The 26,612-nt window shown below is 51.8% G+C and carries 24 protein-coding genes and 1 pseudogene; 14 read left to right on the top strand and 11 right to left on the bottom strand.

Annotated features, from left to right (window positions below):
• Positions 1 to 23: 23 nt before the first annotated feature.
• The gene (locus LDO05_RS03040) at positions 24 to 1,298 is read right to left on the bottom strand and encodes a BaiN/RdsA family NAD(P)/FAD-dependent oxidoreductase (RefSeq protein WP_251377446.1); all 1,275 of its coding nucleotides are present in this window, start codon (positions 1,296 to 1,298) and stop codon (positions 24 to 26) included.
• 340 nt (positions 1,299 to 1,638) lie between these two features.
• Here LDO05_RS03040 and LDO05_RS03045 point away from each other — a divergent pair, with 340 nt between their 5' ends.
• The 3 genes from LDO05_RS03045 to nadE all read left to right on the top strand — a co-directional run bounded on the left by LDO05_RS03045 (position 1,639) and on the right by nadE (position 4,679).
• Positions 1,639 to 3,213 carry a two-component system sensor histidine kinase NtrB gene (locus LDO05_RS03045; protein WP_251377447.1) on the top strand — a complete coding sequence of 525 codons (1,575 nt, stop codon included), beginning with the start codon at positions 1,639 to 1,641 and terminating at the stop codon, positions 3,211 to 3,213.
• Positions 3,214 to 3,312: 99 nt separating this feature from the next.
• On the top strand, positions 3,313 to 3,747 hold the full coding sequence (locus LDO05_RS03050) for a BrxA/BrxB family bacilliredoxin (protein ID WP_251377448.1): 435 nt from the start codon (positions 3,313 to 3,315) through the stop codon (positions 3,745 to 3,747).
• A gap of 122 nt (positions 3,748 to 3,869) precedes the next feature.
• The gene (gene nadE / locus LDO05_RS03055; protein WP_251377449.1) at positions 3,870 to 4,679 is read left to right on the top strand and encodes an ammonia-dependent NAD(+) synthetase; all 810 of its coding nucleotides are present in this window, start codon (positions 3,870 to 3,872) and stop codon (positions 4,677 to 4,679) included.
• Between the two features lie 104 nt (positions 4,680 to 4,783).
• Here nadE and LDO05_RS03060 read toward each other — a convergent pair whose 3' ends face one another.
• The gene (locus LDO05_RS03060) at positions 4,784 to 5,623 is read right to left on the bottom strand and encodes an alpha/beta fold hydrolase (protein ID WP_251377450.1); all 840 of its coding nucleotides are present in this window, start codon (positions 5,621 to 5,623) and stop codon (positions 4,784 to 4,786) included.
• Between the two features lie 150 nt (positions 5,624 to 5,773).
• Here LDO05_RS03060 and acpS point away from each other — a divergent pair, with 150 nt between their 5' ends.
• On the top strand, positions 5,774 to 6,163 hold the full coding sequence (acpS, locus tag LDO05_RS03065; RefSeq protein WP_251377451.1) for a holo-ACP synthase: 390 nt from the start codon (positions 5,774 to 5,776) through the stop codon (positions 6,161 to 6,163).
• A 32-nt stretch (positions 6,164 to 6,195) separates the two neighbouring features.
• Complete coding sequence (gene mutY, locus LDO05_RS03070) at positions 6,196 to 7,383, top strand: A/G-specific adenine glycosylase (protein WP_251377452.1); 1,188 nt, start codon at positions 6,196 to 6,198, stop codon at positions 7,381 to 7,383.
• Between the two features lie 100 nt (positions 7,384 to 7,483).
• On the opposite strand, the gene LDO05_RS03075 is transcribed toward mutY, so the two are convergent.
• Positions 7,484 to 7,678, bottom strand: a complete 195-nt coding sequence (locus LDO05_RS03075) for a hypothetical protein (protein ID WP_251377453.1) — start codon at positions 7,676 to 7,678, stop codon at positions 7,484 to 7,486.
• 174 nt (positions 7,679 to 7,852) lie between these two features.
• Positions 7,853 to 8,467, bottom strand: a complete 615-nt coding sequence (locus LDO05_RS03080; RefSeq protein WP_251377454.1) for a superoxide dismutase — start codon at positions 8,465 to 8,467, stop codon at positions 7,853 to 7,855.
• Between the two features lie 214 nt (positions 8,468 to 8,681).
• Here LDO05_RS03080 and LDO05_RS03085 point away from each other — a divergent pair, with 214 nt between their 5' ends.
• From LDO05_RS03085 to folE, 6 genes and pseudogenes are all read left to right on the top strand, one after another.
• Positions 8,682 to 9,899 (top strand): chromate transporter, encoded by a 1,218-nt coding sequence (locus LDO05_RS03085; RefSeq protein ID WP_251377455.1) that lies wholly within the window; start codon positions 8,682 to 8,684, stop codon positions 9,897 to 9,899.
• A gap of 349 nt (positions 9,900 to 10,248) precedes the next feature.
• Positions 10,249 to 10,686 carry a GNAT family N-acetyltransferase gene (locus LDO05_RS03090; RefSeq protein ID WP_251377456.1) on the top strand — a complete coding sequence of 146 codons (438 nt, stop codon included), beginning with the start codon at positions 10,249 to 10,251 and terminating at the stop codon, positions 10,684 to 10,686.
• 122 nt (positions 10,687 to 10,808) lie between these two features.
• Positions 10,809 to 11,405 carry a signal peptidase I gene (lepB, locus tag LDO05_RS03095; protein WP_251377457.1) on the top strand — a complete coding sequence of 199 codons (597 nt, stop codon included), beginning with the start codon at positions 10,809 to 10,811 and terminating at the stop codon, positions 11,403 to 11,405.
• Positions 11,406 to 11,434: 29 nt separating this feature from the next.
• Positions 11,435 to 12,613: pseudogene (gene queG, locus LDO05_RS03100) on the top strand (tRNA epoxyqueuosine(34) reductase QueG); the annotation flags it as partial.
• Positions 12,614 to 12,848: 235 nt separating this feature from the next.
• Complete coding sequence (locus LDO05_RS03105) at positions 12,849 to 13,079, top strand: YneF family protein (protein ID WP_251377458.1); 231 nt, start codon at positions 12,849 to 12,851, stop codon at positions 13,077 to 13,079.
• A 49-nt stretch (positions 13,080 to 13,128) separates the two neighbouring features.
• Positions 13,129 to 13,722: a GTP cyclohydrolase I FolE gene (gene folE / locus LDO05_RS03110; RefSeq protein WP_251377459.1), complete on the top strand. Its 594-nt coding sequence runs from the start codon at positions 13,129 to 13,131 to the stop codon at positions 13,720 to 13,722.
• 111 nt (positions 13,723 to 13,833) lie between these two features.
• Here the strand turns inward: folE and LDO05_RS03115 are convergent, their stop codons facing one another.
• Both LDO05_RS03115 and LDO05_RS03120 read right to left on the bottom strand, forming a co-directional pair.
• Positions 13,834 to 15,156: a Fe-Mn family superoxide dismutase gene (locus tag LDO05_RS03115; protein ID WP_251377460.1), complete on the bottom strand. Its 1,323-nt coding sequence runs from the start codon at positions 15,154 to 15,156 to the stop codon at positions 13,834 to 13,836.
• Between the two features lie 86 nt (positions 15,157 to 15,242).
• Positions 15,243 to 16,271, bottom strand: a complete 1,029-nt coding sequence (locus LDO05_RS03120; RefSeq protein ID WP_251377461.1) for an alpha/beta hydrolase — start codon at positions 16,269 to 16,271, stop codon at positions 15,243 to 15,245.
• A gap of 233 nt (positions 16,272 to 16,504) precedes the next feature.
• Here LDO05_RS03120 and LDO05_RS03125 point away from each other — a divergent pair, with 233 nt between their 5' ends.
• Positions 16,505 to 17,248 carry an IclR family transcriptional regulator gene (locus LDO05_RS03125; RefSeq protein WP_251377462.1) on the top strand — a complete coding sequence of 248 codons (744 nt, stop codon included), beginning with the start codon at positions 16,505 to 16,507 and terminating at the stop codon, positions 17,246 to 17,248.
• A gap of 119 nt (positions 17,249 to 17,367) precedes the next feature.
• Complete coding sequence (locus tag LDO05_RS03130) at positions 17,368 to 17,664, top strand: hypothetical protein (RefSeq protein WP_251377463.1); 297 nt, start codon at positions 17,368 to 17,370, stop codon at positions 17,662 to 17,664.
• 207 nt (positions 17,665 to 17,871) lie between these two features.
• On the opposite strand, the gene LDO05_RS03135 is transcribed toward LDO05_RS03130, so the two are convergent.
• The 3 genes from LDO05_RS03135 to LDO05_RS03145 are packed head-to-tail and all read right to left on the bottom strand — an operon-like array spanning position 17,872 to position 21,066.
• Complete coding sequence (locus LDO05_RS03135) at positions 17,872 to 19,515, bottom strand: alpha/beta fold hydrolase (protein ID WP_251377464.1); 1,644 nt, start codon at positions 19,513 to 19,515, stop codon at positions 17,872 to 17,874.
• 46 nt (positions 19,516 to 19,561) lie between these two features.
• Positions 19,562 to 20,662, bottom strand: coding sequence for a DUF1648 domain-containing protein (locus LDO05_RS03140; RefSeq protein ID WP_251377465.1), 1,101 nt, complete (start codon positions 20,660 to 20,662; stop codon positions 19,562 to 19,564).
• A gap of 2 nt (positions 20,663 to 20,664) precedes the next feature.
• The gene (locus tag LDO05_RS03145) at positions 20,665 to 21,066 is read right to left on the bottom strand and encodes a GntR family transcriptional regulator (protein WP_251377466.1); all 402 of its coding nucleotides are present in this window, start codon (positions 21,064 to 21,066) and stop codon (positions 20,665 to 20,667) included.
• A gap of 174 nt (positions 21,067 to 21,240) precedes the next feature.
• Between LDO05_RS03145 and cysK the strand changes: the two genes are divergently transcribed.
• Positions 21,241 to 22,176, top strand: coding sequence for a cysteine synthase A (gene cysK, locus LDO05_RS03150; RefSeq protein ID WP_251377467.1), 936 nt, complete (start codon positions 21,241 to 21,243; stop codon positions 22,174 to 22,176).
• A gap of 147 nt (positions 22,177 to 22,323) precedes the next feature.
• On the opposite strand, the gene LDO05_RS03155 is transcribed toward cysK, so the two are convergent.
• Positions 22,324 to 23,508 (bottom strand): copper amine oxidase N-terminal domain-containing protein, encoded by a 1,185-nt coding sequence (locus tag LDO05_RS03155; protein ID WP_251377468.1) that lies wholly within the window; start codon positions 23,506 to 23,508, stop codon positions 22,324 to 22,326.
• A 137-nt stretch (positions 23,509 to 23,645) separates the two neighbouring features.
• Positions 23,646 to 26,369, bottom strand: coding sequence for an aconitate hydratase AcnA (gene acnA, locus LDO05_RS03160; protein WP_251377469.1), 2,724 nt, complete (start codon positions 26,367 to 26,369; stop codon positions 23,646 to 23,648).
• Positions 26,370 to 26,612 lie beyond the last annotated feature (243 nt).

Raw genomic sequence — 26,612 nt, forward strand, 5'->3', positions numbered from 1 at the left:
ATATATGCCCGTCCCGGGACGGACTAACGCTGATGACGGGTGCTCTCTCCGGCGTGGTAACCCGCCGTATATCCTGTAGTGAAGGCGGCTGTAATATTATAACCGCCTGTGTAGCCGTGGATATCGAGAACCTCGCCGCAGAAGAACAGACCGGGCATCAGCTTGGATTCCATCGTCTTCGGATCAATCTCCTTCAGGTGTACGCCTCCTCCTGTTACAAAGGCTTCCTCAAAAGGCCGGGTTCCCGTCGCCTTCACCGGAAAGCCCTTGAGTACAGAAATAAAGGCGCTCCAGGGCTCCTTCGGCAGATGCTCGTACGTAGTATCGCCAGGAAGCCCGGCACGGCTGAAGAGAAGCGGCAGAAGCCGCTCGGGGATCGTTCCCTTGAGGACATTCTTGAGCGCCTTCTTCGGTTCAGCCGCGGCCAGGCGGCGAAGCTCCTGCTCCAGCGAGCCGGCAGAATGATCCGGGAACAGGTCGATCTGAAGCTGGGCTTCCTGCATCTTATGCTTGTTCTTCACCTGCCTGATGAACTGGCTGCAGCGAAGCGCAATCGGACCTGATAGTCCGAAATGGGTGAAGATCATGTCCCCGCGGTGGGAGATGACCGCCTTGCCTTTCGGATTCATAACGGACAGCTCCACGTCCCGAAGAGACAAGCCTTGCAGTTCCCGGCTTACAATGAACGGCTCCTTGGATACGATAGGCACTTCCGTAGGGTACAGCTCTGTAATGGTATGCCCCGCGGCTTTGGCCCAGGGATAGCCGTCCCCTGTGGAGCCGGTGTGGGGAACGGATCTTCCTCCGGTGGCCACGATCACCGCGGGAGATAATATTTTTTTGCCTGATTCCAGCAGTACGCCCTGTACACCTTCCGCACCATAGAGAATCTCCTTAACCGGTTCCAGCGTGCGCAGCTTCACGCCTAGCGAGAAGGCTTTGCCAACCAGCGCATCGACTACCGTCTTGGCTTTATCGGATACCGGGAACATCCGTCCGTTGTCTTCTTCCTTCAGAGCGATACCAAGATCCTCGAAGAATTGGATAATGTCCCGGTTATTGAAATTAGCGAAGGCGCTATAGAGAAAACGCCCGTTGCCCGGAATGTACCGGATCAGCTCATCAATCTCTTTGGCATTGGTTACATTGCAGCGTCCCCCGCCCGAAATGCCCAGCTTACGGCCCAGCTTGTCCCCTTTATCCAGGAGTACAACGGATGCGCCCTGTCTCGCCGCGGCAATGGAAGCCATCAGTCCCGAGGGGCCGCCTCCGATCACAATTACTTCATATCGATTCATGGTGTCTTCCTTTCACTAACCTTGTTGTTGTTAAGTATATCCTATACGAGTGCACCCGCAATACATAATGGGGCATGGTTCCCTATAAAAAACCTATAAAAAACCTCTATAAAAGACAAACCTAAGGGGGTCCATAGGTTATTGTAAAATATTGTCGGCTATGATTTAATCGTTAACAGAACATGCTCCGCGAAGGAGGAAGAACGTGGTTGCCGTTAAGGAAGTGTTACTTCAACTACTCATTGCGTGTTCGCCAGCCTTTCTATTTCCCCTTGTCTTTGAGAGGAGCAACCCACACCCTGCGCAGAACCAAAGGCTGGAGAGAACCTCGTACTACAATATGCTTCTTATGTCTTGTCTGATCAGTATTTTTATCTGCTCCTTGTTCTCGTCTGAGCTATTCGGGATTATCCCGCTTAATTATTTTTTGCCATCCCTGTTCATAGGGATATTGTATGGAAGAAGACGTGACGGCTTGATCCTGGCTGCGGTGGAGCTGGTTATCTACGCAGTTATGGAGACTCCCTTTGATCTCCCGGACTTCCTTCTGCACACAGGTCTCTGCATGTACCCGTTAGTATTCCTGGCGGCTGGCCGGTTCAAGCGGAGTGGACGGCATGCGAAATATGTCACGCTATCTTTGTTTCTTCTTGTCGGCCAATATTTATCGACCTCGATGTCCTTCCTAAGCCTGCCCATGTCTTACCGGATGAACCTTACGATCATCATATTCGGAATTGTGAATATAATCGTTGCGGTTCTGATTGGCAGCCTGCTCCTGTTTGTAATCGAGAGCTCCCTGGACAAGGACAAGCTGCAAATCCAGGTGACGATGTTATCCAGACGCTACTTCCGTGAAGCTGAGAAGCTTCAGCAGATGATGGATGCGGCTCCATTATCGATCCTACTGCTGGATCAGGAGGGGAGGATCGTCTCCCTCAACCGTACATTCCTGACATACTATTGTGCAACGCATCCTATGGCTACCAGGGAAGAACTGGTAGGCAAGTCCCTCCAGGAGATTATCAAGGAATTCGATTACGAAATTGTAGGTCAGCGGGTGGATAAGACGCCTCTGAACACAGAGAATACCAGTGAGCTGGTACAGAGCAACGGCAGGACTTTCTTTGCTAGCACCTCGCCCATCAAGCGGGGACTCACGGAAGAGACGGTGGGAGCCGTGGTCATTATTCAGGACATCACAGAACTGGAAGCGCTTAGAACAGAGCTCTTCAATGTGGACCGCCTCACTCTTGTCGGACAGATGGCGGCAGGGATTACCCACGAAATCCGTAATCCCATGGCCGTGGTCAGAGGCTTCCTGCAGCTGATGAAGGAGAAGAGTCCTTCCACCCTGGATAACTACTACCGCATTGTGATGGATGAGCTGGACCGTGCCAACAGCATTATTAGTGACTTTCTCTCCCTGGCTCAGACCCGCAGTGTGAACAAAGAGGATTGCCATCTGCACGATATTATTCAGGAATTAAGTCCGCTTCTCTGGGCCGATGCGAATCTCCGGGGGCAGAGCATAGAGCTGAAGCTGGCGGAGCAGCTTCCCCGTCTGAAGCTCAATACCAAAGAGATTAAGCAGGTTATTCTGAACCTGTCCCGGAACGCGATGGAGGCGATGGAAGAGAAGGGTCAGCTGACCTTGGAGACGCGGAGCACCCCGGGCGGAGTGGAGCTTTTGGTGACAGATACAGGTCCTGGGATACCGCCCGCGAAGCAGGAGAAGCTGTTCCAGCCTTTCTTCACAACCAAATCACAGGGTACCGGTCTCGGGCTTGCCCTCTGTCTAAGTATCATTGAGCGTCATCATGGCAAAATCTCTGTCAAATCCGAAGAAGGCACCGGCACGACCTTTTCTGTTCTGTTCCAGGAAGATGCAGGGCATCATACGGATGACAGGTGAGGTACAAGCGGAATTTGCTTTCCTGATCCGGAGTTGTATAATAAACTTATCTTTGAAAAACAAGCTGTGAGAGATTAGTAAGTTAAGGAGTGAAGGATCATGTCCATGTCTTTTGACCAATATATGAGAGATATGGTTCAACCTATGAGGGATGAACTGACTCGTCTGGGAATTCAGGAACTTCGTACGCCGGAAGAGGTGGAAGCAAGCTTCCCAGCCTTGAAGGGTACTTCATTAGTAGTTATTAACTCGGTATGCGGCTGTGCTGCCGGGCAATGCCGTCCAGGGGTAGCCCAGGCGCTAGGGCACGACCTTACACCAGACCACTTGTTCACTGTGTTCGCGGGTCAAGACAAGGAAGCGACAGCGAAGGCGCGCGAATACTTCGCCCCTTATCCGCCGTCTTCTCCTTCCATCGCGCTGCTTAAGGATGGGGAGCTCGTTCACTTTATTGAACGGCACCAAATCGAAGATCGCTCTGCAGAGGAGATTGCGGCTGATTTGACCAGCGCATTCGACCGTTTCTGCCGGTAATACTGAGATGATACGCCCTGCAGATCGGACAACCGATTGTGCGGGGCGTTTGGTTTACGTGGAAGTGGGTTAGTGTACATAGTGAAGGTACAGCTCGTTAAAGCCAATAGAGAGGTGATCATATGAGTTTGCAGCAGGAAATTATTGAACGTTTGGGTGTCAAGCCAACTATTGATGTTGATCAGGAGATCCGCAGACGTATTGATTTTCTTAAAGAATATGTGAAGAATTCTGGCACTACAGGACTGCTAATAGCCATTAGCGGCGGGCTCGACAGTGCGGTAGCGGCGGGTCTCTGCAAGCAGGCAACGGATGAGCTTACAGAGGAGCTCGGCAGGGAATATATCACTCTGGGTGTATATCAGCCTTACGGAACTCAAGAAGATATTGCACACAGCTACGAGGTGGCCGAGGCCTTCGGGTTGACCAAGACGGTAGAGACGAACATTGAGGAAGCCGTCAATGAAATTGCGCTTGAGACCGAGCATGGATTGAAAAATATCGGTATTTCCCGGCATATCAGCTATCAGGGGAAAGGGAATGTTAAGGCAAGAACCCGCATGGTGGTTCAGTATGCCATCGCCTTTGAACTTAATCTGCTGGTAGTAGGTACTGACCATGCTTCAGAAGCCATAACCGGATTCTATACTAAATGGGGCGACGGTGCGGTGGATATCACACCACTCAGCTCACTTAACAAGCGTCAGATCCGACAGATTGCAGCCAAGCTTGGCGTGCCGCAGAGCATTCTGGACAAGGCGCCTACAGCTGGCCTCTGGGAAGGACAGACGGACGAGAAGGAGCTTGGTGTCAGCTACGATGACAACAGCGACTATCTTGAGGGCAAGGAGATCAGTGCCGAGGCTCGTGAGCGTCTGGAGAAATATTATCGGAGAACAGAACACAAGCGCAGTCCCATTCCGGGGATCTAAGGCTCTCTGAAGCTGACCGGACATGGCGCATAGCGAATCATAAAGTCAGGGCCGCCCCTATCGGGACGGCCCTGTTATCATGTGAGGTAAGTATATGAAGAAGATTACTTGTTGATCACAGAATGATGCCGATTGCGGAGCACATCCGAGATGAACAGCTCGCTCGCGTTGAGGGCATCCTTCAGCTGTCGGCTGGCTCCCTGGAAGGGGTGGACCGTGTTAAAGGTATGATTGCCGCCTTGAATCTGTATCCAGGGAATATGAGGATTCGCCTGCACGAGCCGGCGGGAGCCTTCAAGAAGATGATCTTCGGTGCCTTGGACAAGAGCAACCGCGAAGTCGGCAAAAGCAATTCGTCCCAGAATATCATACCTCGCCTGCTGCCGATCAAGGTCTTCGAGGATAACCATGTCCAGCGGCATCCGCTGCCCGGTTCTGCTGTTAATCACATGGCTTCGGCCATACTCACGCATCCCGGTCTTCTGCTCCTCTGTGAACAGGTCAAGATTCGTAACACCGTTCCAGGACAGAACCCCTGTTAAAGTGCGCGGATGATCGAAGCCATAGACCAGGCATACCCCGGCGCCGCGGCTGTGCCCGATCAGAAAGAGAGGCAGTGAGGCGAGCTTCGAATCTTGCCGAAGATGGGCGATAAGAACGTCCATATCACGAAGCTCCCGGTCGTAGGTATTAACCGCGAACTTCTCCATTTCCGTGAATTCCTGCGGATGATCACCAATCCCGTTATGGGAGAAATTGAAAGTGATGACTTCATGATGCCGGCTCAGCTGATCAGCGGCGTAGGGGAACATGGCGAAGTCCTTGAACCCTTTGAACCCATGGGCCAGAATAATCAAGCTCTGCGGGTCAGAAGTCTTGGAAGGGTAACGCGTACACCTGAGTATGTCGGTCTCGTCCAGCGGGATATTGAAATCTATGGGCATCAAGCTCACATCCTTATCTGGGTATGATTTGCATTCATAGGTGTCAATCAGTTCCATTATATCACAGGCGGTGTAAGGACTCGCATGACAGCCCTGTAGTTGATACAATGGATGGGAGCATACACATGGAAGAGAAGGAAGGGTATACGTTTGATTCATGGCATCGGGCATGATGTGGTTGAGATTGACCGGATCAAGGCGCTGACTGACAGCTTGCACGGGGAGCGGTTTCTAAGCCGTATTCTGACTGCCGAAGAGCGGGAACTGGCTGTAGGACGCCGGAGGGCTGCTGAGTATACGGCGGGGCGCTTCGCGGCTAAGGAAGCTGTAAGCAAAGCTTTTGGATACGGGATTGGCGGTATATTAGGCTTTCAGGATATCCAGATCATCCCGGATGCTTATGGCAAGCCCTGGGCGAAGCTCTCAGGAGCGGCTTGGGACCGGCTGGCTATAGGAGAACCGGAAGATTACAGCATCCATGTGAGCATTACTCATGAGCGGCACCTTGCGTCGGCTTTTGTCATCGTGGAGCGTGCCTAGTATATAAGGATTTTAGGAGACAAGGAGATCTAATGCAGCAGGATAACCAACATTTTTTTAGTACAGAGCTTCTGGGATGGTATGAACACGCCAAAAGGGATCTGCCGTGGCGCAGACACAGAGACCCCTATTTCATATGGGTATCGGAGATTATGCTGCAGCAGACCCGGGTGGATACGGTGATCCCGTATTTTCACCGTTTTATCGAGAAATTCCCTACCGTGGCCGCGCTTGCGCAGGCACCGGAGGAAGAGGTGCTTAAATGCTGGGAGGGGCTTGGATATTACTCCCGCGCACGTAATCTGCAGGCCGCTGCGAAGCAGGTCACTGAGCTGCACGGAGGAGTCATTCCCGACGATCTAAGCGCCGTGTCCGCCTTGAAGGGGGTAGGGCCGTACACCCGGGGATCGATCATGAGCATCGCCTTTAACCGGCCAGTTCCTGCGGTGGATGGAAATGTGATGCGGGTACTGTCACGGTTCTTCCTGATTGAAGAGGACATCATGAAGGTGGGCACACGCAAATCCATGGAGGTGCTGGCCGAAGCCCTCATTCCGGAAGGCCGCGCCTCCGACTTCAACCAGGCACTGATGGAGCTTGGCGCACTGGTCTGTACGCCCAAGTCGCCTCACTGCCTGACCTGTCCGGTCATGCAGCACTGCCAGGGCCGCATCGCCGGCATGGAGACACAGCTGCCGGTGAAGACCAAGGCCAAGAAGCCGCGGCCGGAGTACCGCCTGGCCGCGCTCATCGAGGGCCGCGGCGCCGAGGCGGGCCGCGTGCTCGTCCAGCAGCGGCCCGAAGCCGGCCTGCTGGCCCGCATGTGGGAGCTGCCGCACGTGCTTGCGGCAGCGGAAGATCCAGCCGGCGGCGCCGGACTGCCTGATGAGCCGGCCATGGACCGGCTCACGCAGGCCCTGGCCGCCGAAGGGCATTACGCGCAGCCGCAGGGGCTGTATGTGGAAGCTGAACATACGTTCAGCCACATTCAATGGTACCTGCGCGTGTACCGCTTCCGCCAGTCGCCTGAGCTGGGCGCCCTGGCGGCACTTGGCGCTGTAGCGGAGTCCAGCGCCGAGTATGAGCTCGCGGCATCGCGGGAAGATGCCCGGCCGCAGACCCGCTGGATCAATCAGGCGGATATGGAGCAGCTCGCTTTTCCAAATGTGTTCTTGAGGATTCTGAATCAATATTTTGCAAGCAGGAACGGACAGGAATAATCCTTGCGTCTTATGATGATAAAAAAACAGCCTTCAACACCGTGTTAGACGGGTTGAAGGCTGTTCGCTTTGGAAGTGAATTCTCCTAAATCAATAATCATTAAATCATACGATTCTCAACAGACTTCATCTTATTCTGCTGGTCAGGGACGCGGCTCTGATCGTGAATCTCCTGATCATGCTCATGAGCCATCTCTCCATTAACGCTGCGGGCGAAGCTGGTGAACTGTGCTTTTTGCTCGTCGGCCTTATGCTTGGACTTCAGCAGTTCCTGTGGATCATTGGTAGTCATCATCACAACCTCCTTCTCAGAGTTGTTATTACTTTACCCACTTCGTCCGTTTCCAATCAGAAAGATTGAGCCTATCGGTACACCTGATTTTCTTATGCAAGATATCCTGTGCCCAAGCTTCACCACAAAGCAAAAGAGGACCGCATGACGCGGTCCTCTCTTCTGGTTGGTGCTTAATTATTTTTTTGCAGCCTCGTAACGCTTGTTCACTTCGTTCCAGTTGATTACATTCCAGAACGCTGCGATATAGTCAGGGCGTTTGTTCTGATATTTCAGGTAGTAAGCATGCTCCCATACGTCCAGACCCAGTACCGGAGTTTGTCCGTCTTGAAGCGGATTGTCCTGGTTAGGTGTGCTGGTTACAGCAAGCTTGCCGTCCTTGCCTACTACGAGCCAAGCCCAGCCGCTGCCGAAACGGGTAGTTGCCGCTTTAGCGAAATCTTCCTTGAACTTGTCGAAGCCGCCAAGCTCACTGTCGATAGCCGAAGCAATCGCGCCAGTAGGGTTGCCGCCGCCATTCGGTCCAATGATCTCCCAGAAAAGGGTGTGGTTGGCATGGCCGCCACCGTTGTTGCGAACTGCAGTACGGATATTCTCAGGAACGGCATCCAGGTTGGAGATCAATTCTTCAACACTCTTATCTTGAAGCTCTGGTGCGCTTTCGAGTGCCGCATTAAGATTAGTGACATATGTGTTGTGGTGACGATCATGGTGGATGTTCATAGTCTGTTCGTCGATATGTGGTTCAAGTGCATTTGCTGGGTAAGGCAATGCTGGTAATTGATGAGCCATTTGTGAATCCCTCCTGTAATGTGATTATTATTTAACACATGCAAAAGAGCACCAATGTATGTACCGATGCTACTATATTTATTAAACCTTATAATAAAAAGTAAATCAATAGGGATGTAAGGAAACACCTGGATATTGACCGTCCAATATGGCATTCTATTCTTATAGAGAGATAGTTCCAGATCAATAGGAGAAGTGGAGGCGGTACCTACTTATGCACAAGGAAGAAACTGCACTGCCGGATTCCTCAAAAGCCGGACAGTCCAGACTCTGGGAGCTTCTTGGTGTCTCTACCAAGCTGGGATTGACCTCGTTCGGGGGACCCACTGCCCATCTCGGTTATTTCCATAACGAATATATCCGGCGCAGGAAATGGATGGACGAACGAAGCTACGCTGACCTGGTTGCCTTGTGCCAGTTCCTTCCCGGGCCAGCAAGCAGTCAGGTTGGGATTGGAATTGGCATCATGCGCGCCGGTCTGCTTGGCGGGATTGTCGCCTGGCTTGGCTTCACGATCCCCTCGGTGATTGCCCTTATCCTGTTCGCCGTACTGCTGCAAGGGACGGATCTCAGCCAGGCAGGCTGGATTCATGGACTTAAGATCGCCGCCGTGGCTATCGTAGCGCACGCTGTTCTGGGAATGGGGCAGAAGCTTGCCTCTGATAAAAAGCGGGCGACGATTGCGGTTCTGGCCGCCGCGGTCATACTGCTGTGGCAGACCGTATTCAGCCAGGTTGTTGTTATTACTGCCGCCGGTCTGCTTGGCCTTTGGTTATACCGTAAGGCGGACGTGCCGGAGGTTCCGGATGTGGATGTGCCCGTGAAGCGCAGCTTCGCAATAGCATGCTTAACTGTGTTAATCGGGCTGTTAGCTGCGCTGCCTCTGCTTCGTATGATTATCGAGCACAAGGGTCTCGCTATCTTCGACAGCTTCTACCGGTCAGGGTCGCTCGTGTTCGGGGGAGGACACGTGGTGCTTCCGCTTCTGGAGAGGGAGACCGCCGGGGCGGGCTGGATCAGCAAAGCTGACTTCCTTGCAGGCTACGGTGCTGCGCAGGCAGTTCCAGGCCCGCTGTTCACGTTCGCCTCATATCTAGGTCAGATGACCGCGGGAATCAGCGGCGCGGTCATTGCCACGCTGGCGATCTTCCTGCCTGCCTTTCTGCTCATCGCAGGAACGCTGCCGTTCTGGAGTCATCTTCGGCGGAATACCAAGGTTCAAGGCGCGCTTGTTGGGATCAACGCAGCTGTAGTAGGTATCCTGCTCGCCGCCCTCTATAATCCGCTGTGGACAACGACGATTATGAATTCAGCCGACTTCGTGCTGGCTTCGATCCTGTTCGTCCTGCTTGTCTACTGGAAGCTGCCGCCTTGGGCTGTTGTCGCGGCCGGGGCAGCTGGCGGCATGGTTGTCTCCGCCCTCCAGGTCTGACTGGCGGCTGGTAGTTATTGTGATAATTTTTGTTCAAATCTATACCTTAGGGGCTTATAAATAGAATAAATCCTTGTCCGCAAAGGCTTCTCTTAATGAGAAGCCTTTGTCATAGAATAGGGGTAAAAAACCAAAATCAATGTAAACGCTTTCTATTAAGCGCTTTCAGAAGAAAACAGGTGATTTGCTTAGATAAATGTGGTTTAATGGTCAAGGAAGCATTAATTTATCGGTTTTTGTCATGAAATATGTTCGATTAATGTAAAATTTAAATCGGCCCAGGTGGAAGGAATCTATGCCGATTTTACTTTGCGTTAATCCATCTTGTCAGGAAAAGGGAGATAATAGGATGCGGGTTCGTTCCTTTCAATTGAGTGACGCAAGTCAAGTCATGGAACTTTTGCAGGTCGCCTTGTCAGAAGATTGCTACGAGGATACTAAGCGGGCTTTTGCCCGGCAGCTTTCTTGGGATTCCGAACTTATTGTAGTAACGGAAGTGGATGGGGAAATCGTAGGTGCTTTAATTGGAACGATCGATCAGAACCTGGGCTGTATCTACCGGGTTGCGGTACATCCGGAATACCGGCGTCAGGGTGTAGGCAAGAACCTTGTGTCGGCTATGGAACAGCGGTTCCAGCAGCGTAATGTAAGTCGTATCATGGTTGCGGGAGATGAACATAATCTGGCTGCCATGCCGCTCTATGAAGCGATGGGTTATGCGGGTCGTATTCTTGAGGCTTTTCAGAAGCTGGGAATCGCGGCTACCCACTCTTTATCCAGATCCTAGATCTTAGAATAAGTCCGAGCTTTATCTCTTATAGCATATCTTTCCGTTCATTGCATTTGGCGGTTGGATATGCTTTTCTATTATTGTAGAACAACATGACATTAATCAGGGCGGGGTGCCGGATGGAACCTGTATTTCCTTCAAGCGGGAAGACTAGCGGACGGGGGCCAGCCTCATCTGACGGCAGTCAGAAGAGCTTGCTCACCGAACTGTGGGAAGTAATTCGAACGGTAGGGATTGCTTTCATTGTATTGCTGCTGCTTAATATATATGTTTTTAATTTGTCAGTGGTTAAGGGGCAGTCTATGGAACCGACGCTGGAAGAGAGCGAAAGACTGTTCGTGAACAAAATAATCTATGATTTCCGGGATCCGCAGCCTGGTGAAGTTGTGGTTCTGAAGGATCCAAGCGATGGGCCGGATAAGAAGGAATATCTGGTTAAGCGTGTTATCGCCGGACCTGGAGATATCGTAGAGGCGAGAGATCGTGAGTTGTATGTGAACAGCATCGCACTGAATGAGCCGTACACGGATATCCGGATTGAGGATGCGGACTTCGGGCCGGTGGTCCTTGAGTCAGACGAATACTTCGTGATGGGCGACAACCGGCATGCCGGGCGAAGCAAGGACAGCCGTTACTTCGGGAATGTGAAGAAGAATCAGATTACAGGCCGTGCTGAATTTGTATTCTGGCCGTTAACCAAGATCCGCGGTCTGTAGCGGATGAATAGAAATATGAGGTGAGAAATATGGCGCAGGAGGAACATTCCAGGGAACCGGCAAGCTCTCCCTGGATGAAGCTGAAGCGTGAAATCCAAGCTGCTGCGTCGTCCCTGGGCATTGATGATATTGGATTCGCTACGGCGGACCCTTTTCTATCTCTGAAGGAAGTGCTGCTGGACCGGCGCCGCAAAGGTTATGAATCAGGATTCGAGGAACCGGATATTGATAAAAGAATCTACCCTGAGCTGTCGCTAGCGGACCCCGCTTCGCTCATCTCCATCGCGGTGGCTTATCCCTCCAAGATGGAGAATCCGCCGAAGTCGGAGCCCGGCGCTAACCGGGGCATTATGGCCCGGTCGGCTTGGGGAAGGGACTATCACCATGTTCTTCGCGAGGCGATGAAGAAGCTTGAAGCATTCATTCGGGAGCGGGTTCCTGACGCCCGAATTGAGAGTATGGTGGATACAGGGGCCCTTAATGACCGGGCGGTTGCTGAGCGCGCGGGTATAGGCTTTCGCGGGAAGAATAGTCTCATTATCTCGCCTAAGTGGGGTTCATGGATCTATCTCGGCGAGCTGATTACAAATATTCCGTTCCCGCCGGATACCCCGGTTACAGAGGATTGCGGGGAATGCACGAAATGCCTGGATGCCTGTCCGACTGGCGCCCTGGTGGGTCCGGGGGAACTGAATGCCCAGCGCTGTGTATCCTTCCTTACCCAGACCAAGGGCTTTCTTGAGGAGGAATTCATGCTGAAGATAGGCAACCGTCTGTACGGCTGCGATACCTGTCAGACCGTCTGCCCGAAGAACCGCGGCAAGCATTGGAGCCACAGGCCTGAGCTACTGCCTGATCCTGAGGTGGCCAAGCCCCTTCTGCTTCCGCTTCTGGATATTGGCAACCGTGAGTTCAAGGAACGGTTCGGAGAGAGCGCGGCAGCCTGGAGGGGCAAGAAGCCAATTCAGCGCAACGCCTTAATTGGTCTCGGGAACTTCAAGGACCGGCTGGCTGTGCCGAAGATCGTTGAAGTGCTGCACCGGGATCCGCGGCCCGAGCTCCGGGGTACCGCGGCTTGGGCGCTCAGCCGGATAGGCGGGCGGGAGGCTATGGACGGGCTGGAGCATGCAGCCGGGACAGAGCAGGATGAGGCTGTCCGGGTACGGATAAGCCGCGCTATAACCAAGCTGCAGGCGACGGATCTCGCCGGGGATTCCAGACGTCCCCCGGCCGGGCCGGAGACGAACTTATGGCTCGGTCAGAATCCGCGGGATATCCGGTAAGGAGCTCCAGCCGTGGGGGGATCGGGGCTGGGACCGCATTTCCGGCAGCGGTTCTCTCGTGATTTTCGGTTTGCCTGCTATGGTTAAAGGATGCTATTATTAGTGAGTGCGTCCGCATGTCCGGATGCCTGGAAGAATCATAACTTAGAGGTGATCGACCATGGTTTATGTCGTTGGTATTATTGCGCTTATCGTTGGTTTGGTCGGCGGATTTTTCATCGGTGTCGTATATCTGCGCAAGCAGTTGACGAAGATGCAAAGTGATCCGCAGATGCTTCAGAAAATGGCCAAGCAAATGGGCTATAATCTGAATGGCAAGCAAATGCAGCGTGCGCAGCAAATGATGAAGAATCAAGGCGGAATGCCGCCGATGAACCGCAAGAAGAAGTAAGGCAGGATAAGCCTTTAGAACAGGCTTTCTTGGAAGGAGGGGGTCCAGTATGGCTGGCGTCAAAGATTACTTGAATACCCAGGTCGGGAAGAACCGGGAACAAGTTGAGCACCATGTGCGGGAAATATTGAAGCTGATTGGTGAAGATGTGGAACGTGAAGGGCTGCTGGACACACCGGCCCGTGTTACCCGCATGTATGAAGAGATTTTTGGCGGTTATGAAGTAGATCCAAGAGAAGTGCTCGGGGTTACATTCGAGGAGAACCACGAGGAGCTTGTCATTGTGAAGGACATTGTCTATTACAGTCAGTGTGAGCACCATATGGCGCCTTTCTTTGGCAAGGTGCATATCGGTTATATCCCAAGCGGAAGAATAGCCGGACTCAGCAAGCTCGCTCGTCTGGTCGAGGCGGTTACACGCCGTCTGCAGGTTCAGGAGCGTATTACTTCACAAATAGCCGATATTATGGACGAGGTTCTCAGTCCACAAGGGGTTATGGTTGTAGTTGAAGGTGAACACCTGTGCATGTGTGCACGGGGTGTGAAGAAGCCGGGCAGCAAGACCGTGACGTCTGCGGTACGCGGAACATTCCGCAGTGAAGCGGCATCCCGGGCCGAGTTCTTGTCCTTGATTAAGTCCTAGAACACAGAAGTGAATATAAGGTAATGACAAGGAGCATGCCAGACAGTGAATTCTGTCTAGGACATGCTCCTTTTGTTCATGTGAATATAAGCGAATTAAGCGAGTTGCCGTTTAAAAAGGCTGCCATTTCAGCTTGCGTGCCTCGTTGTAGCGAGAAGCAGCTTCCGGCCAGTACACGACTTTCCACCAATCCGCAATGTATTTCTTACGCTCATTCTGATGTTTAAGATAATAGGAGTGCTCCCATACGTCGATCGGCAGCAGGGGAACCACATCCCACTGGGACAGGTTCTGATGCTTCTCGGCCTGCAGGATCTCCAGCCGGTGGCTTCTCGGGCTCCAGACCAGAATGGTCCAGCCGCCGCCCTCAACCTCTTCGGCCGCTTTGGTGAATTGCTTCTGAAAGGCTTCATAACTCCCGAAATCCCTGCGAATCTGATCAGCAAGCGCTCCTTCCGGGCGGCCCCCGCCTTTGGGGTTCATGGTTGACCAATATATCGTATGCAGATAATGTCCCGCTCCGTTGAAGGCGAGTTCCCGCTCCCAGTGCTTCACCAGGTCAAAGTTGCCTGTCCTGCGCGCCTCTTCCAGCTTCTTCTCCGCTTTGTTCAGGTTGTCTACATAGCTCTGATGATGCTTGTCGTGATGAATACGCATCGTTGCCTCGTCAATATGCGGCTCCAGTGCATTGTACGGGTAGGGAAGAGGGGGCAGCTTGTGACCTCCTATGGGAACGGGCTGGTCTGGTATACCGGCCGCCGTATTTGCTGGCGCGCCAGAACTTATAGCAGCATGGTTCCCGGAGGTTCCTTGCCCCACGGCGGGTTGATGTCCGGCAGCGGCGGCACCAGAACCAGGCTTATCTATGTTCCCGGCAGCGTTTGTGCCTTCACCCGGATTCACTTCCGCTGCCGTCCCTTCTGGGCCGGGTTCACTGCGGGCATAATCTAGGGCCTGCTGATAAGGGTCAAGCAACGCCGGGGGATTATGCACGGCATCTTCAATAACGCCCGGCCTGTTCAGCGTCTCAAGCACACCCAGGAAATACTCGGACTCGCGGATAATATGAAGAATGACGACCTTGGCCAAAGGAATGGTCTTTACCGCAGCGCTTTGATCCAGCAGGACATACAGCTGGCGAACCCATTCGCGCGATTGGCGGAAGGAAGCATCGAGCAGCCGCTCAATCTGCTTCAGCAGCTCAGGATGCAGCTGGTCCTGCTGGACATGAATAGTATGCTGAAGCAGGTCGTTGGCCGCCTTTTCGGTCTCTTCGAACACTTTGGACCAGTCATTCAGCAGCTTGACATAGGGCTGTTCCAGGGTAGGGACAATGGCTTTGATGACATCGGTATGTTCCTTCTCCTGTTCCTTCCAGAACCGGATTTCTTCCAAGATACGAACAGGCAGATAAGGCCCGTAAACGTAGAGCATATCAAGCGTACCTCCTCCAAAAATAACCTCAATATTGAAGGTATGCGTTGGAGAGCTTGATCTATGCTAATCGTTTCGGGCCTTGTTTATTCCTGCTTTTCTCTTAAGTATGCCTGGGTCTTGCCAAGAAATGTAGAGACACGGCGCAAGTATTCCCTCGGATGCTCACGGAAAATGAGCTCATGATGGGCTTTGTCCACAATCCAGACACCGGACACCGGATTCGTCTGATTCGAAGCAAGCTTCTCGGCAATCGGATAAGGCGCCTTCTCATCTTCCGTCCCATGAATGAACAGGATAGGGAAGGGATATGCCTTCTTCTTGACTTCCTGATAAGGGATCTGACGAAGACTTGTGCCATTCTGTATGGGAAGAAGCAGCTCAAGAATCTCAATGGACGGATGCTGCGGAAGGCTCATCTTTTGACGGATGTTATGATACAGCGTGTCAGGTTCAAGCAGGAAGGTGCTGTCGAGAATCATAGCGTCGACATCCTTGCTGACGAGACCTGCTTGAAGCGCCGTTCCTGCCCCCATGGAGAATCCCCATACGACAATCTCCTTGGCTCCCCGGTGTTTGGCGAGCTGAATTGCTCCGAGCAGCTGCTGGGTCTCTTTCTTGCCCCCGGTGGCTACTTCTTTGCTGTTCTGGGCGGCGAAGCCGTAATCGAACATGATGACATTGAAATTCAGCCGGTGTGCGAAATGAGCGAGATCATACATGGGCACCCAGCTCTCTTCGCGGTTGGCCCCATAGCCATGACTGAATATAATCGTCTTCTTGGAATCAGCGGCGGGAATATACCAGCCCTGCATCGAACGGCTGCCATCTATAGCCGGGAAGGATACTTCCTCATATTTCATACCCTTGGCCATTAGAGGATTAGAGTATAAAGGAGCAACGGTAGGGTTCGAGAGTACCCAGGCAATATACCCGTGGAGGGCAACAAAGCAGAAAACCAAGAAAAATATAATGGACAGCACCAGGGCGACCAGTACATGCTTGAATTTGATGAAGCGTGTTGGCAGAAGCGGCGATGTCTGTGGGTCTCCGGCCGGACCGGAAGATAGGGAAGCATCGCTCCGCGTCGTAGTTGTAGTCGTTGTCGGATTCATGCGAGCCCTCCTTAATAACATTACCTATGGTGATTACCCGGTGGAACACTAATAAATCAGAATAACTGTATAAATAATCGTATGATGGGGAATGGGTAAAGTCAATGCCGGGAAAAAATGGGCTTTTCCCTGTAGGAATACGCTGGAGAGCGGTAGACGGGGCACCCCGTTTGGGATATACTTTATGTAACTGGGTTTCATACAGTGAAACGTTGGGGGAGGGGCTTTCGGGAATGGAAGACCGGAAATTAACTGTACGTGCCGTGGAGAGGGCACTGGATATATTGATGTGTTTTACCAAGTCTGAGGATCTGGGGCTTACGGAGATTTCCAGCCAGATTGGACTTCACAAAAGCACGGTTCACCGCCTTATGGCCACACTTGAGGATAAGGGATTTGTCATTCGGGATGCCGCTACGGAGAAGTACCGGCTTGGGCTTAGAATCTGGGAGCTCTCGGCCCACCTGTCCCATAGCGATAACCCTGCTGTACTGCTGCTGCCTCAGCTGGAGCAGCTTCGGGATCGGCTTGGCGAGACGGTGAGCCTGTATCTTCTGGATGGCATTGAGCGTCTTCGCATTCAAGCGGTCCAGAGCAACCAGGCTATACGCCGGGTTGCCCCGGTCGGCGTCAGGCTTCCGCTGTATGTGGGAGCCTCCAGCAAGGTGTTGGTAGCCTTTGCCGATCCTGGAACGCAGCAAGCCGTGCTTAACAGTCCGGACTGGCCGGCTTCGGTGGACAAGGAGGATTATATCCGTCAGCTGGAAGAGATACGCAGCAAAGGATATGCTACAAGTTATGAAGAGCGTGAACCCGGAGCGGGTGCAGTCTCGGCTCCGATCTTCAATCATGCGGGCCAAGCGGTAGCGGCGCTGTCCGTCTCCGGCCCGGTCAGCCGTCTGTCCCCGCAGACCCTGGTCGAATTCGGGCCTGTTCTGATTGAGGCTGCCCGGGAAATGGGCATGATGATGAATTGATTCTCCGCTAATGAGGAAAGCTTAAGAGACCTGCTCCGCGAGAAGCTTGAGAGATACTTATTTACCCGGCGGTGCAGGGTGTACTTGGATAATTGCTCCACGTTTAGGGAGGAGGAGATGTGTTGATCCTATGGTTATTCTTTTGGGGCGCTGTACTGGCTGCCGGCTTCTCCATCAGCCGCGGCAGGCTGTATAGCCTTGTGACCAGAGGCCGTAGAGACATGATTCCCGGAATGGAATTGAACCGGATTTTCAAATTGATTGGATTATATTGTTATTCCATTGCCACAGTTGGCGTTCTAAGAGAAATTGTTCCCTTGGTGGCCAATCTAAGCCCTTATACTCCCATGCTTAACATTATTCTTGTCTCTTATGTATTTACTGCAACGCTGATTATGCTGGTCAGGCTTCGTTAGGTAAAGGTGGGGTAATGACATATCTGGATTGATCCTATTCTCGGTCAGAGCGGTGGAGCTACATCAAGGAGTGGAGCTACTCCCAAGACGTAAGGAGACGATGGCACTCGTTCAGTTCAGGAGTCCCTGCGTTATGCCTCACATATATGTTGTACTAAGAACGAACGAAGGCCAACCTGATCAGGTTGGCCTTCATTCTTGTATCCTCTAATTCTTCGAATTATTCTTCACCCAAGCCGCAATGTCATTGACCATAGGCTCAGCCACGTGGGCTGCCTGTGCGTATTCTGCGCCCGTCGATAAGGCATCATATTCACTGAGCAGGTGATTGACCTTCGGATAAGACTTGAACTCCACATCCGTGCGGTTCTTCAGCTCGCTCTTCCAGGCGCTGAATTGGCTCATAGGTACCTGCCAGTCATTCTCGCCTGCCAGAATCAGCAGGGGTCCCTTCTGATTCTTAGCCACTGCTGCCGGCTGGTAATCCTTAAGGGTATACCACCAATAAGCTGAGCTTGATCCCAGCGGGAAGCTGCTCGGGAGGTTATCCTGGGAATACTGCGGATCGTTAAGCATCTTGGCCGCCGCCATCCATATCTCCGCATTCTTCTCATAAGGAGCAGGATCACCGCCCAGACTTTTTACACGCAAGATAAGTTCCTTCTGCTGCTCCAGGACCACATCGACAAAGGAGCTGCTTGGCCCGGCAAGCATGATGGAGCCTCTAATATTACGTTCGTCCTTATCCGCGTTCAAGATTAGCGGTAGAGCAAATCCGCCTTGGCTGTGGCCTGCAACGAAGATATGGGACCGGTCAATATCTTGGCGTGTGCTTAAGTAACGGACTGCCGAGATGGCATCATCCACAGTCTCCTGCTTGATCGTAGCTCTAGGATTCGCCGCGAATTTGAAGGTGTGCTCGTAGGTTATTTTATCATAGCGAAGTACGGCAATACCCTGGCTGGCCAGGCCGTTAGCCAGATCCCGGAACGGCTTCGAACCGCCGATGGAGGAATCTCTGTCTTGGGGACCCGATCCATGAACAAGCACAACAACCGGAGCAGGACCGCCGGCAGCGGGCTTGGTTAATACTCCCGGTACAGCGAAGATGCCTTCGCCAATGGTGACTTCTTCTTCTGTGTATGCAGAAGGGTTAACGTAAGATGGATGAGTGTAGGCTGCTGTGCTGGCCGGCCCAATGAACAGATCATCTACCAGACCTTCTTTGTTCAGGCGCAATGTATAGTTAAGCGGAGTAGACGCCGTCTGAAAAGAGTAGGTGATGTTCGTATGCACGCCATTCGGTGTTACGGTTCTTGACAGCTGAGCACCAGGAGTTCCATAGATTTGTGCGTAGCCTTTCCACAGACCTTTGAGCTGAGGAGCGGTCAGGGACAATTGGAAGGCCGGGCTCATCAGCTTCTGGGCCTTTGCGGAATCACCTGATTGCAATGATTGAATGAAGGAATCTCCGGGAAGTCCCGATTCAGCAGGCGGAGCTGGAGCCACCGGGCTCTCCTTGAACCATTTGATGACCGCGTCCGGGGAGATTAGGGCCTGGTTCCGAACTACCCGCAGCGTATCGGAGAGCGTCACGGGCTTGCCGTTTAATTTGGCTGTCTTTTTGCCGGCTGTCATTACAAGTGTTGTGCTTTTTTTGGTGAGAGTTACGGTCTGAGTCTTCTGATTCCAGGTTACCTTCGCCCCGATCTTAACCGCTGTATCGCGGACTGGGATTACGGATGCGGAGCTCTTGGCTGCTGCGCTGGCTGCACCGGGAAGAGAGAGACTAACGGCAAGAGCCGCTGCTGCTGCGGTATGGAGCAGGGTTCTACGTGTACCTTTCGACATTCGTGATTCCTCCTAAATAATGAATGATATATGGGTGAATACTGGCTTAGGGAGCCAGAAAGCTGATGATAAGTATAATAATTGCAAACGGAGCCAAGAAGATCAACCAAGCAAGCGGCCTCGCCATGTTGAGAGTCCAGCCTACACCCATTCTTTTCTCCACAAAAAGGGAAGGGTCCTTCGCGTTGAAATACATATTGCCAAGCTTCCAGTTCGCATCATCTTGCACGACATCCGTGCCCGGGGTCTCCGGACGCGGGCCAATACGGCTCCCGCCCTGCCCAGTCTGGATAGATATAATCAGGGCGGAGATCAGGATGAAGGCAGGGAAGATTAACACTGTAGGCATCAGTACCTCAGGGCGGATGTGCTGGAACATGCTCAGCTGGATTAGGGAGAAGAGCAGGATCATAACTAGACCCGTCATCAGTGTGAACATGGACCATTTACGGCGGAAAATAACATTTTGCTGAACAGAGGCTTCGGCCTTATCAGGCGAGAGCTGCTGCTTGTTGTTGTAGATGCTGCGGTTCACCGCAAAGAACAGAATCAGCATGAAAACCTGCATAATATTCGGGAAGAACATAGCCGTATAGGACTTGTCAACGGATCTGATCACCTTTCCAGACATGCTGTATTTCATTGCAATGGTGTCCGGTGCCTGATCATAGTACTTCCATGTCAGAAGGAAGCTTGCTGCGATGATCACTAGATGGATAAGAAACCACTTGTTCGGGTAGACGAGTCTCTGCTGCCGGAAGCTTGTATCAATGACACGGCGGTCTTTGGCGGGCGGAACCGCTGGCTGTAAGGCTTTATAGCGCTTCATTCTTGTATAGAAGATTCTTTGAATTAACATAATGCTGGCAATGAGTAAGACTGAGTAGAAGGGGAGTGCATAATTCAAAGCCTGTTCATTCATAACGAACAAGATGACCGCTAACCCCGCAAGTAACAGGAACTGTATGATTCCGGTCACCCAGGCATACGACCTGCGCATCCGGCGGAGAGGTTCGCTGTAATACATTTCTTCGGACACGGAGATACCGAAGCTCACCGTTCTTCTGGTAAGGTAGGGGATCGCAATAAGGGCGATGGAGACTGCCGCGAACATAAGAATCAGGATCAAGGCTGAGAGCCAATACATAGTTAATTACCCCTTTCAAGCTCTGTAGGTTGGAGCTCATCATAGATTTGTCCGGCAATAGTCAGAAGCTGTTCCCGCGTCATTCCTCTGCATATCGCTTCGGCGGTAATGGATCTGAGCTGCCTATACTGCTGCTGCATGTACTCCTCTGTGACTGGCGGCATGCCGTCCGGGTTGATAACAACCCCTTTCTGACGGTGGACCAGAATGAAGCCTTCCTGTTTGAGCAGGGTATAAGCCTTGTTCACGGTATGGAGGTTGATGCCGATGTCAGCCGCCATACTTCTTACCGAAGGCAGCGCTTCTCCGGGCTGAAGTTGCCCGCTTGCAATGCCTTCAATAATCTGATTGATCAGCTGCGTGTAAATAGGTACATCCGACTGCATATCAAGTTCAATCATCATGAGGGAGAGCATCCTCTCTATCTGTTATAGTTGAAATATAACAGATATCAGAACTTTTGTAAATAGGCAGCCTGGTTTGAGTATTAACGGTTCATCCCGTATATTAGAAGAAGGTGTTGCAAATCCGATTAACCTGGTGGAATAAGACCATTTTCAACTGAAAGGGATGTACATATGCCGAAGATCGCGAAGAATTTGACGGAGCTCATTGGGAATACACCCTTGCTTGAACTCAGCAATTATACGGAAGACAAAGGGATTCAAGCACGTATTTTGACCAAGCTGGAATATTTCAACCCTGCGGGGAGTGTGAAGGATCGTACCGGATTCGCTTTGATTAAGAGCGCGGAGGAGCAGGGCCATCTTCACAAGGATGCGGTGATTGTTGAGCCGACCAGTGGAAATATGGGGATAGGGCTTGCCTTTGCCGCTGCTGCCCTGGGGTATAAGCTCATCATTACGCTCCCCGAGACGTTCAGTATTGAGCGCCGCAAGCTGATGCAGGCATACGGAGCTGAGCTTGTACTAACCCCGGCTAGTGAAGGGATGGCTGGCGCTATCCGCAAGGCGGAAGAGCTGGCAGCCGAAATTCCGAATGCGTTCATCCCCCAGCAGTTCAACAATCCGGCTAATCCCAATATACATAAGACGACAACTGCTGAAGAGATCTGGCGGGATACGGACGGTACAGTAGACATATTTGTGGCGGGAGTAGGAACAGGCGGTACGATAAGCGGAGTTGGCGAAGTGCTTAAGAAGTACAATCCGAAGGTTCATATCGTTGCAGTAGAACCATTCGATTCCCCGGTGTTATCCGGCGGGAAGCGGGGGGCTCACCAAATCCAGGGAATTGGCGCTGGCTTCGTACCTGATAACTATAATGCAAAAGTGGTAGATGAAGTGATCAGAGTCAAGAATGAGGATGCCTTCGAGACATCCCGCAGACTTGCCCGTACAGAGGGACTGCTGGTTGGGATCTCCTCGGGCGCTGCGGCTCATGCGGCAACCGTGCTGGCTGCCCGCCCGGAGAACAAGGACAAGACGATCGTGGTTGTTCTCCCTGATACGGGAGAGCGGTATCTGTCTACGAACCTGTTCCAGGATGAGTAGGAAGATAAACCATAAATATGTGCTATTCAATATATGATCACAAATGATGAGCAGCGATCCTCCCATAACAGGAGATTCGCTGCTCATTTGACGTTTAGGGTTCTGAACATATGGACAGAGCCGTCCACAGTTAGATTAACGGTTAGCTTAGAGCCAATCCTTCACTTTGACAATCAGCTTATCTGTCTTTTTATCGATATATCTTGGGTATTCGAGATGAATGATCCCATCCTGCTCCCCTTTTACAACGAGCCAATCTCCCAAATAGGGAAGGTCATTCGTATTGAAGAATTCCTGATCTTCCTTGTTCAGAAGCTCATTAAGCACTTTCTTCCTGTCCGTATCAGGGTTAACAAGAGTAAGCATTCCAGTCTTATTAGGTCTAATAAGCAGGTAATCATCGCCCATGCCTTCCACGCTGTAGAGCTCATCATATCCGCCAAGCTTGACTAAGTCGAATTCCTTTTCCACAGAACCATCCTTAGGATCAAGCATCTGAAGCCGTTTTCCGTCTGTTAAGATAGGGCGGTTCTTGAAGCTGGAAATATTGGGACTATCCCGCTGGAAATATTCTACCGATGACTGGTTAAGCAACTTATTATTTTTTATATACGCAGTGTTATTCACAGTGTGAATCATCGGTTCGCCATAATAGTCAACCACTTTAACCATGAACTCCCCGGCCTGCAAGGAGTCTATACTAATATTCATATAGTGAATAGAGTGAGGTTCATAATTAAGCTTCCCTGTGAGTACAGCCGCTTTAGCTCCCGAGGTGTATTGATAGAGTTCGCCGCTCAATGTGTTCAACCAGAAGGTATTGGAGGCTTCTCGTGAAGGTTGCACGATTTCCATCATGTATATTTCAGGATATGAAATAGATGCCTTCCGTTTTGATGCATTCCAGCCCACCTGGGCTCCCAGAGACTGAGCAATGAATCGGAGCGGAACATAGATTCTGCCGTTCTTCATTGTAGACGGGGCTGTTAACTGGATAGCTCGTCCGTTATGTCTTGCGGACTGGCAGCCAGGCTTCAATTGTATAGTATGTTCTGGTGCAAAAATAGAGACCTCCTTGGCTGCTTCATTCCAGATTACTACGGTCTTAAGCATGCTTGATACAAGACGAAGAGGCACATACACAGTTCCGTTGGTATCCAAGAAGGGGGCATCGTCCGACTGTACCGCTGATCCATTCAAATCAAGCGAAATCGCCTTGCTTAAGGTAGACGTTGCTGCCGAGATGGGTCCTCCGCTGACCGCGGCAATACTTCCGGCTGTGAGCGTGAGTGATAAGCCAAGCCGATACAACTGATCCAGTATTTTTGACATTTACCCTATTAACCACCTTCCAATAATATACATATTTGACGCCTGACAAAGAGAATAGTTGCATAGTTCAAAATGATAGTAAAAAGAGCCTGCAGCAAAGGAATATAATCCCTAAGCTGCAGGCTCTTCTGTATATCTTAGTTCGCTGCTGATTCTTTGATCATCTGGCGAAGTACAGTCTGCAGAATACCCCCGTTATGGTAGTAATCTACGTCAACCATGCTGTCCAGACGGGCCACTACATGGAACTCGAACTGGGTTCCATCTGTGCGTGTAGCGACTACAGTCAGAGTCTGACCAGGCTTCACTTCGTTGTTGATGCCCAGAATATCGAACGTCTCAGTTCCGTCGATACCCAGTGTCTTCCAGCTGCTTCCTTCCTGGAATTGAAGCGGAAGAACGCCCATGCCGACCAGATTGCTGCGGTGAATACGCTCGAAGCTTTCAGCGATAACCGCTTTGACACCAAGGAGGAAGGTACCCTTTGCTGCCCAGTCACGGGAGCTTCCTGTGCCATACTCTTTACCTGCCAGAACAACCAGGTTGGTGCTGCTGCTTTGATAATTCATCGAAGCGTCATAGATGGACATGACCTCATCATTTGGAAGGTACTTGGTTACGCCGCCCTCTGTTCCTGGAGCAACCTGGTTGCGGATACGAATGTTGGCGAACGTACCGCGCATCATGACTTCATGATGACCGCGGCGGGAGCCGTAGGAGTTGAAGTCCTTGCGGGCTACGCCGTGCTCGCTCAGGTACAGCCCAGCCGGGCTGGTAGGTGTAATGTTACCTGCCGGTGAGATATGGTCCGTTGTGACGGAATCGCCAAGCAGGGCAAGTACACGCGCACCGCGGATCTCTTCAATATCCTGCAGACCGTCCGCAAGCTTCTCGAAGAACGGAGGGTTCGCGATATAGGTGGATTTCTCATCCCATTCGTACAGCTCGCCTTTCGGTACTGGAATGGAGTTCCAACGCTCATTTTGCGTAAATACATTCTCGTATTTGCTGCGGAACATGGCAGGACTCACAGACAAGCCGATAGCATCTTTGATTTCTTGCGATGTCGGCCAGATGTCCTTCAGATAGACCGGATTACCATCCTGGTCATGACCCAGCGGATCGTTCTGCAGATCGATGTTCACGGTACCCGCAAGAGCGTAAGCTACCACGAGTGGAGGTGAAGCCAGGTAGTTGGCTTTGACCTGAGCGTGAACACGGCCTTCAAAGTTACGGTTACCGGAGATAACTGCCGCTACGGTCAGATCATTGTCTGCAATAGCTGCGCTGACTTCATCCGGAAGCGGACCGGAGTTACCGATACATGTAGCACAGCCGTAGCCGGCAACGTGGAAGCCAAGCTGCTCCAGAGAGTCGATCAGACCCGCCTTCTGCAGGTACTCGGTCACTACAAGGGAACCAGGCGTCAAGCTGCTCTTCACATAGGCAGGCTTAGTCAGACCGCGCTCCACGGCTTTCTTTGCAAGCAGGCCTGCACCCAGCATAACGCTCGGGTTGGAAGTGTTCGTACAGCTCGTAATTGCAGCGATAACTACCGCGCCTGTACCCAGCTTCGTCTCGCGTCCATCGGGATGCTTCACGTCAACCGCTGCGGCGATCTTCTCATCGCTAAGGCCGTATCCGCCTTTCTCCACAGGAGTACGGATAATATCATTGAAGCTCTTCTTCATATCTGTCAATTCGATGCGGTCTTGAGGGCGCTTAGGACCTGCAAGGCTCGGCACGACAGAAGCAAGATCAAGCTCGATCAGATCGGTGAACTGTGGATCTTCAGTGTCACTGGTACGGAACATGCCTTGTGCCTTGTAGTAGGCTTCAACCAGAGCAACCTGCTCGTCTGGACGGCCTGTGCTGCGAAGGTAGTTCAAAGTCTCGTCATCAACCGGGAAGTAACCGATGGTGGCACCATATTCAGGAGCCATGTTAGCTACGGTTGCGCGGTCAGCAAGGCTGATGTTGGCAAGACCTGGTCCGTAGAACTCGACGAATTTACCAACTACGCCTTTTTTACGGAGCATTTCAGTTACGGTCAAGGCAAGGTCGGTAGCGGTTGCGCCTTCAGTAAGACTGCCTGTGAGCTTGAAGCCGATAACTTCAGGAGCTACGAAATACAGAGGCTGCCCAAGCATACCTGCTTCCGCCTCGATTCCGCCAACACCCCAGCCTACTACACCAAGACCGTTGATCATAGTGGTGTGGGAGTCTGTACCTACAAGGGAGTCCGGGAATACGACAGTCTCTCCGTCAATCGTCTTCGTAGCCGCCACGGAAGCCAGATACTCCAGGTTAACCTGGTGAACGATACCAGTAGCCGGAGGAACGGCGCGGAAGTTATTGAATGCGGTCTGAGCCCAGCGAAGGAACCGGTAGCGTTCTTCATTACGCTCGAATTCGACGTTCATGTTATATTCAAGAGCTTCAGGAGTACCGAAAGCATCAACCATAACCGAGTGGTCAATAACAAGGTCAACCGGTACAAGCGGATTGATCTGCTTCGGATCGCCGCCAGCTTTCTTCACGGTATCGCGCATTGCCGCCAGATCGACAACCACCGGTACGCCGGTGAAGTCCTGCAGTACGATACGCGCGGGGATGAAAGGAATCTCCTTGTTGCTGTCCTGACCTTCGGTCCAGTCAGCAATGAGCTTCACGTGCTCTTCGGTAATCGCCCGGCCGTCAAATTGTCTGACCGCAGCTTCAAGAAGCACTTTAATCGAGAATGGAAGCTTGGAGACATGCGTGAATCCTTGAGTTTCAAGTGCCTGCAGATCATAGTAACGATAGGATTTGCCGTTCACGTCAAGACTGCGGGCTGCAGAGTAACGATCTTTAATAGACATGTAGTTAACCTCCTAAAAATAGTGCGCGAAGTAAGCAGTGGACCAAATCTCGCTGCGGATAATGCCTGATTTCTATACGATCGAGAGATGTTCAGCCGTACTTTTTCGACGTTGTTTCATTAGATGAAACATAATTTCAAAATATTATCTTCTATAATTATACCGCTTCCCTAGTGGGGAGTAAAGTATTTTTTATTGGTTATAAGCACGGTTTTCGCGGATTTATAGGGGGAAAGATCGGGT

This window comes from Paenibacillus sp. YPG26 (assembly GCF_023704175.1).
In the GTDB taxonomy this organism is placed as follows: Bacteria; Bacillota; Bacilli; order Paenibacillales; family Paenibacillaceae; genus Fontibacillus.

What these genes read in the sequence shown, in the direction of transcription:
- lepB (WP_251377457.1), top strand. Translation starts at nt 10,809, where the DNA reads ATGGAACCTGTATTTCCTTCAAGCGGGAAGACTAGCGGACGGGGGCCA.
- LDO05_RS03085 (WP_251377455.1), top strand. Translation starts at nt 8,682, where the DNA reads ATGCACAAGGAAGAAACTGCACTGCCGGATTCCTCAAAAGCCGGACAG.
- nadE (WP_251377449.1), top strand. Translation starts at nt 3,870, where the DNA reads ATGAGTTTGCAGCAGGAAATTATTGAACGTTTGGGTGTCAAGCCAACT.
- LDO05_RS03060 (WP_251377450.1), bottom strand. Translation starts at nt 5,623, where the DNA reads ATGCCCATAGATTTCAATATCCCGCTGGACGAGACCGACATACTCAGG.
- LDO05_RS03050 (WP_251377448.1), top strand. Translation starts at nt 3,313, where the DNA reads ATGTCCATGTCTTTTGACCAATATATGAGAGATATGGTTCAACCTATG.
- LDO05_RS03045 (WP_251377447.1), top strand. Translation starts at nt 1,639, where the DNA reads ATGCTTCTTATGTCTTGTCTGATCAGTATTTTTATCTGCTCCTTGTTC.
- cysK (WP_251377467.1), top strand. Translation starts at nt 21,241, where the DNA reads ATGCCGAAGATCGCGAAGAATTTGACGGAGCTCATTGGGAATACACCC.
- LDO05_RS03080 (WP_251377454.1), bottom strand. Translation starts at nt 8,467, where the DNA reads ATGGCTCATCAATTACCAGCATTGCCTTACCCAGCAAATGCACTTGAA.
- LDO05_RS03115 (WP_251377460.1), bottom strand. Translation starts at nt 15,156, where the DNA reads ATGCTCTACGTTTACGGGCCTTATCTGCCTGTTCGTATCTTGGAAGAA.
- LDO05_RS03120 (WP_251377461.1), bottom strand. Translation starts at nt 16,271, where the DNA reads ATGAATCCGACAACGACTACAACTACGACGCGGAGCGATGCTTCCCTA.
- LDO05_RS03140 (WP_251377465.1), bottom strand. Translation starts at nt 20,662, where the DNA reads ATGTATTGGCTCTCAGCCTTGATCCTGATTCTTATGTTCGCGGCAGTC.
- acnA (WP_251377469.1), bottom strand. Translation starts at nt 26,369, where the DNA reads ATGTCTATTAAAGATCGTTACTCTGCAGCCCGCAGTCTTGACGTGAAC.
- folE (WP_251377459.1), top strand. Translation starts at nt 13,129, where the DNA reads ATGGCTGGCGTCAAAGATTACTTGAATACCCAGGTCGGGAAGAACCGG.
- LDO05_RS03105 (WP_251377458.1), top strand. Translation starts at nt 12,849, where the DNA reads ATGGTTTATGTCGTTGGTATTATTGCGCTTATCGTTGGTTTGGTCGGC.
- LDO05_RS03125 (WP_251377462.1), top strand. Translation starts at nt 16,505, where the DNA reads ATGGAAGACCGGAAATTAACTGTACGTGCCGTGGAGAGGGCACTGGAT.
- mutY (WP_251377452.1), top strand. Translation starts at nt 6,196, where the DNA reads ATGCAGCAGGATAACCAACATTTTTTTAGTACAGAGCTTCTGGGATGG.
- LDO05_RS03075 (WP_251377453.1), bottom strand. Translation starts at nt 7,678, where the DNA reads ATGATGACTACCAATGATCCACAGGAACTGCTGAAGTCCAAGCATAAG.
- LDO05_RS03145 (WP_251377466.1), bottom strand. Translation starts at nt 21,066, where the DNA reads ATGATGATTGAACTTGATATGCAGTCGGATGTACCTATTTACACGCAG.
- LDO05_RS03040 (WP_251377446.1), bottom strand. Translation starts at nt 1,298, where the DNA reads ATGAATCGATATGAAGTAATTGTGATCGGAGGCGGCCCCTCGGGACTG.
- LDO05_RS03090 (WP_251377456.1), top strand. Translation starts at nt 10,249, where the DNA reads ATGCGGGTTCGTTCCTTTCAATTGAGTGACGCAAGTCAAGTCATGGAA.
- LDO05_RS03135 (WP_251377464.1), bottom strand. Translation starts at nt 19,515, where the DNA reads ATGTCGAAAGGTACACGTAGAACCCTGCTCCATACCGCAGCAGCAGCG.
- LDO05_RS03155 (WP_251377468.1), bottom strand. Translation starts at nt 23,508, where the DNA reads ATGTCAAAAATACTGGATCAGTTGTATCGGCTTGGCTTATCACTCACG.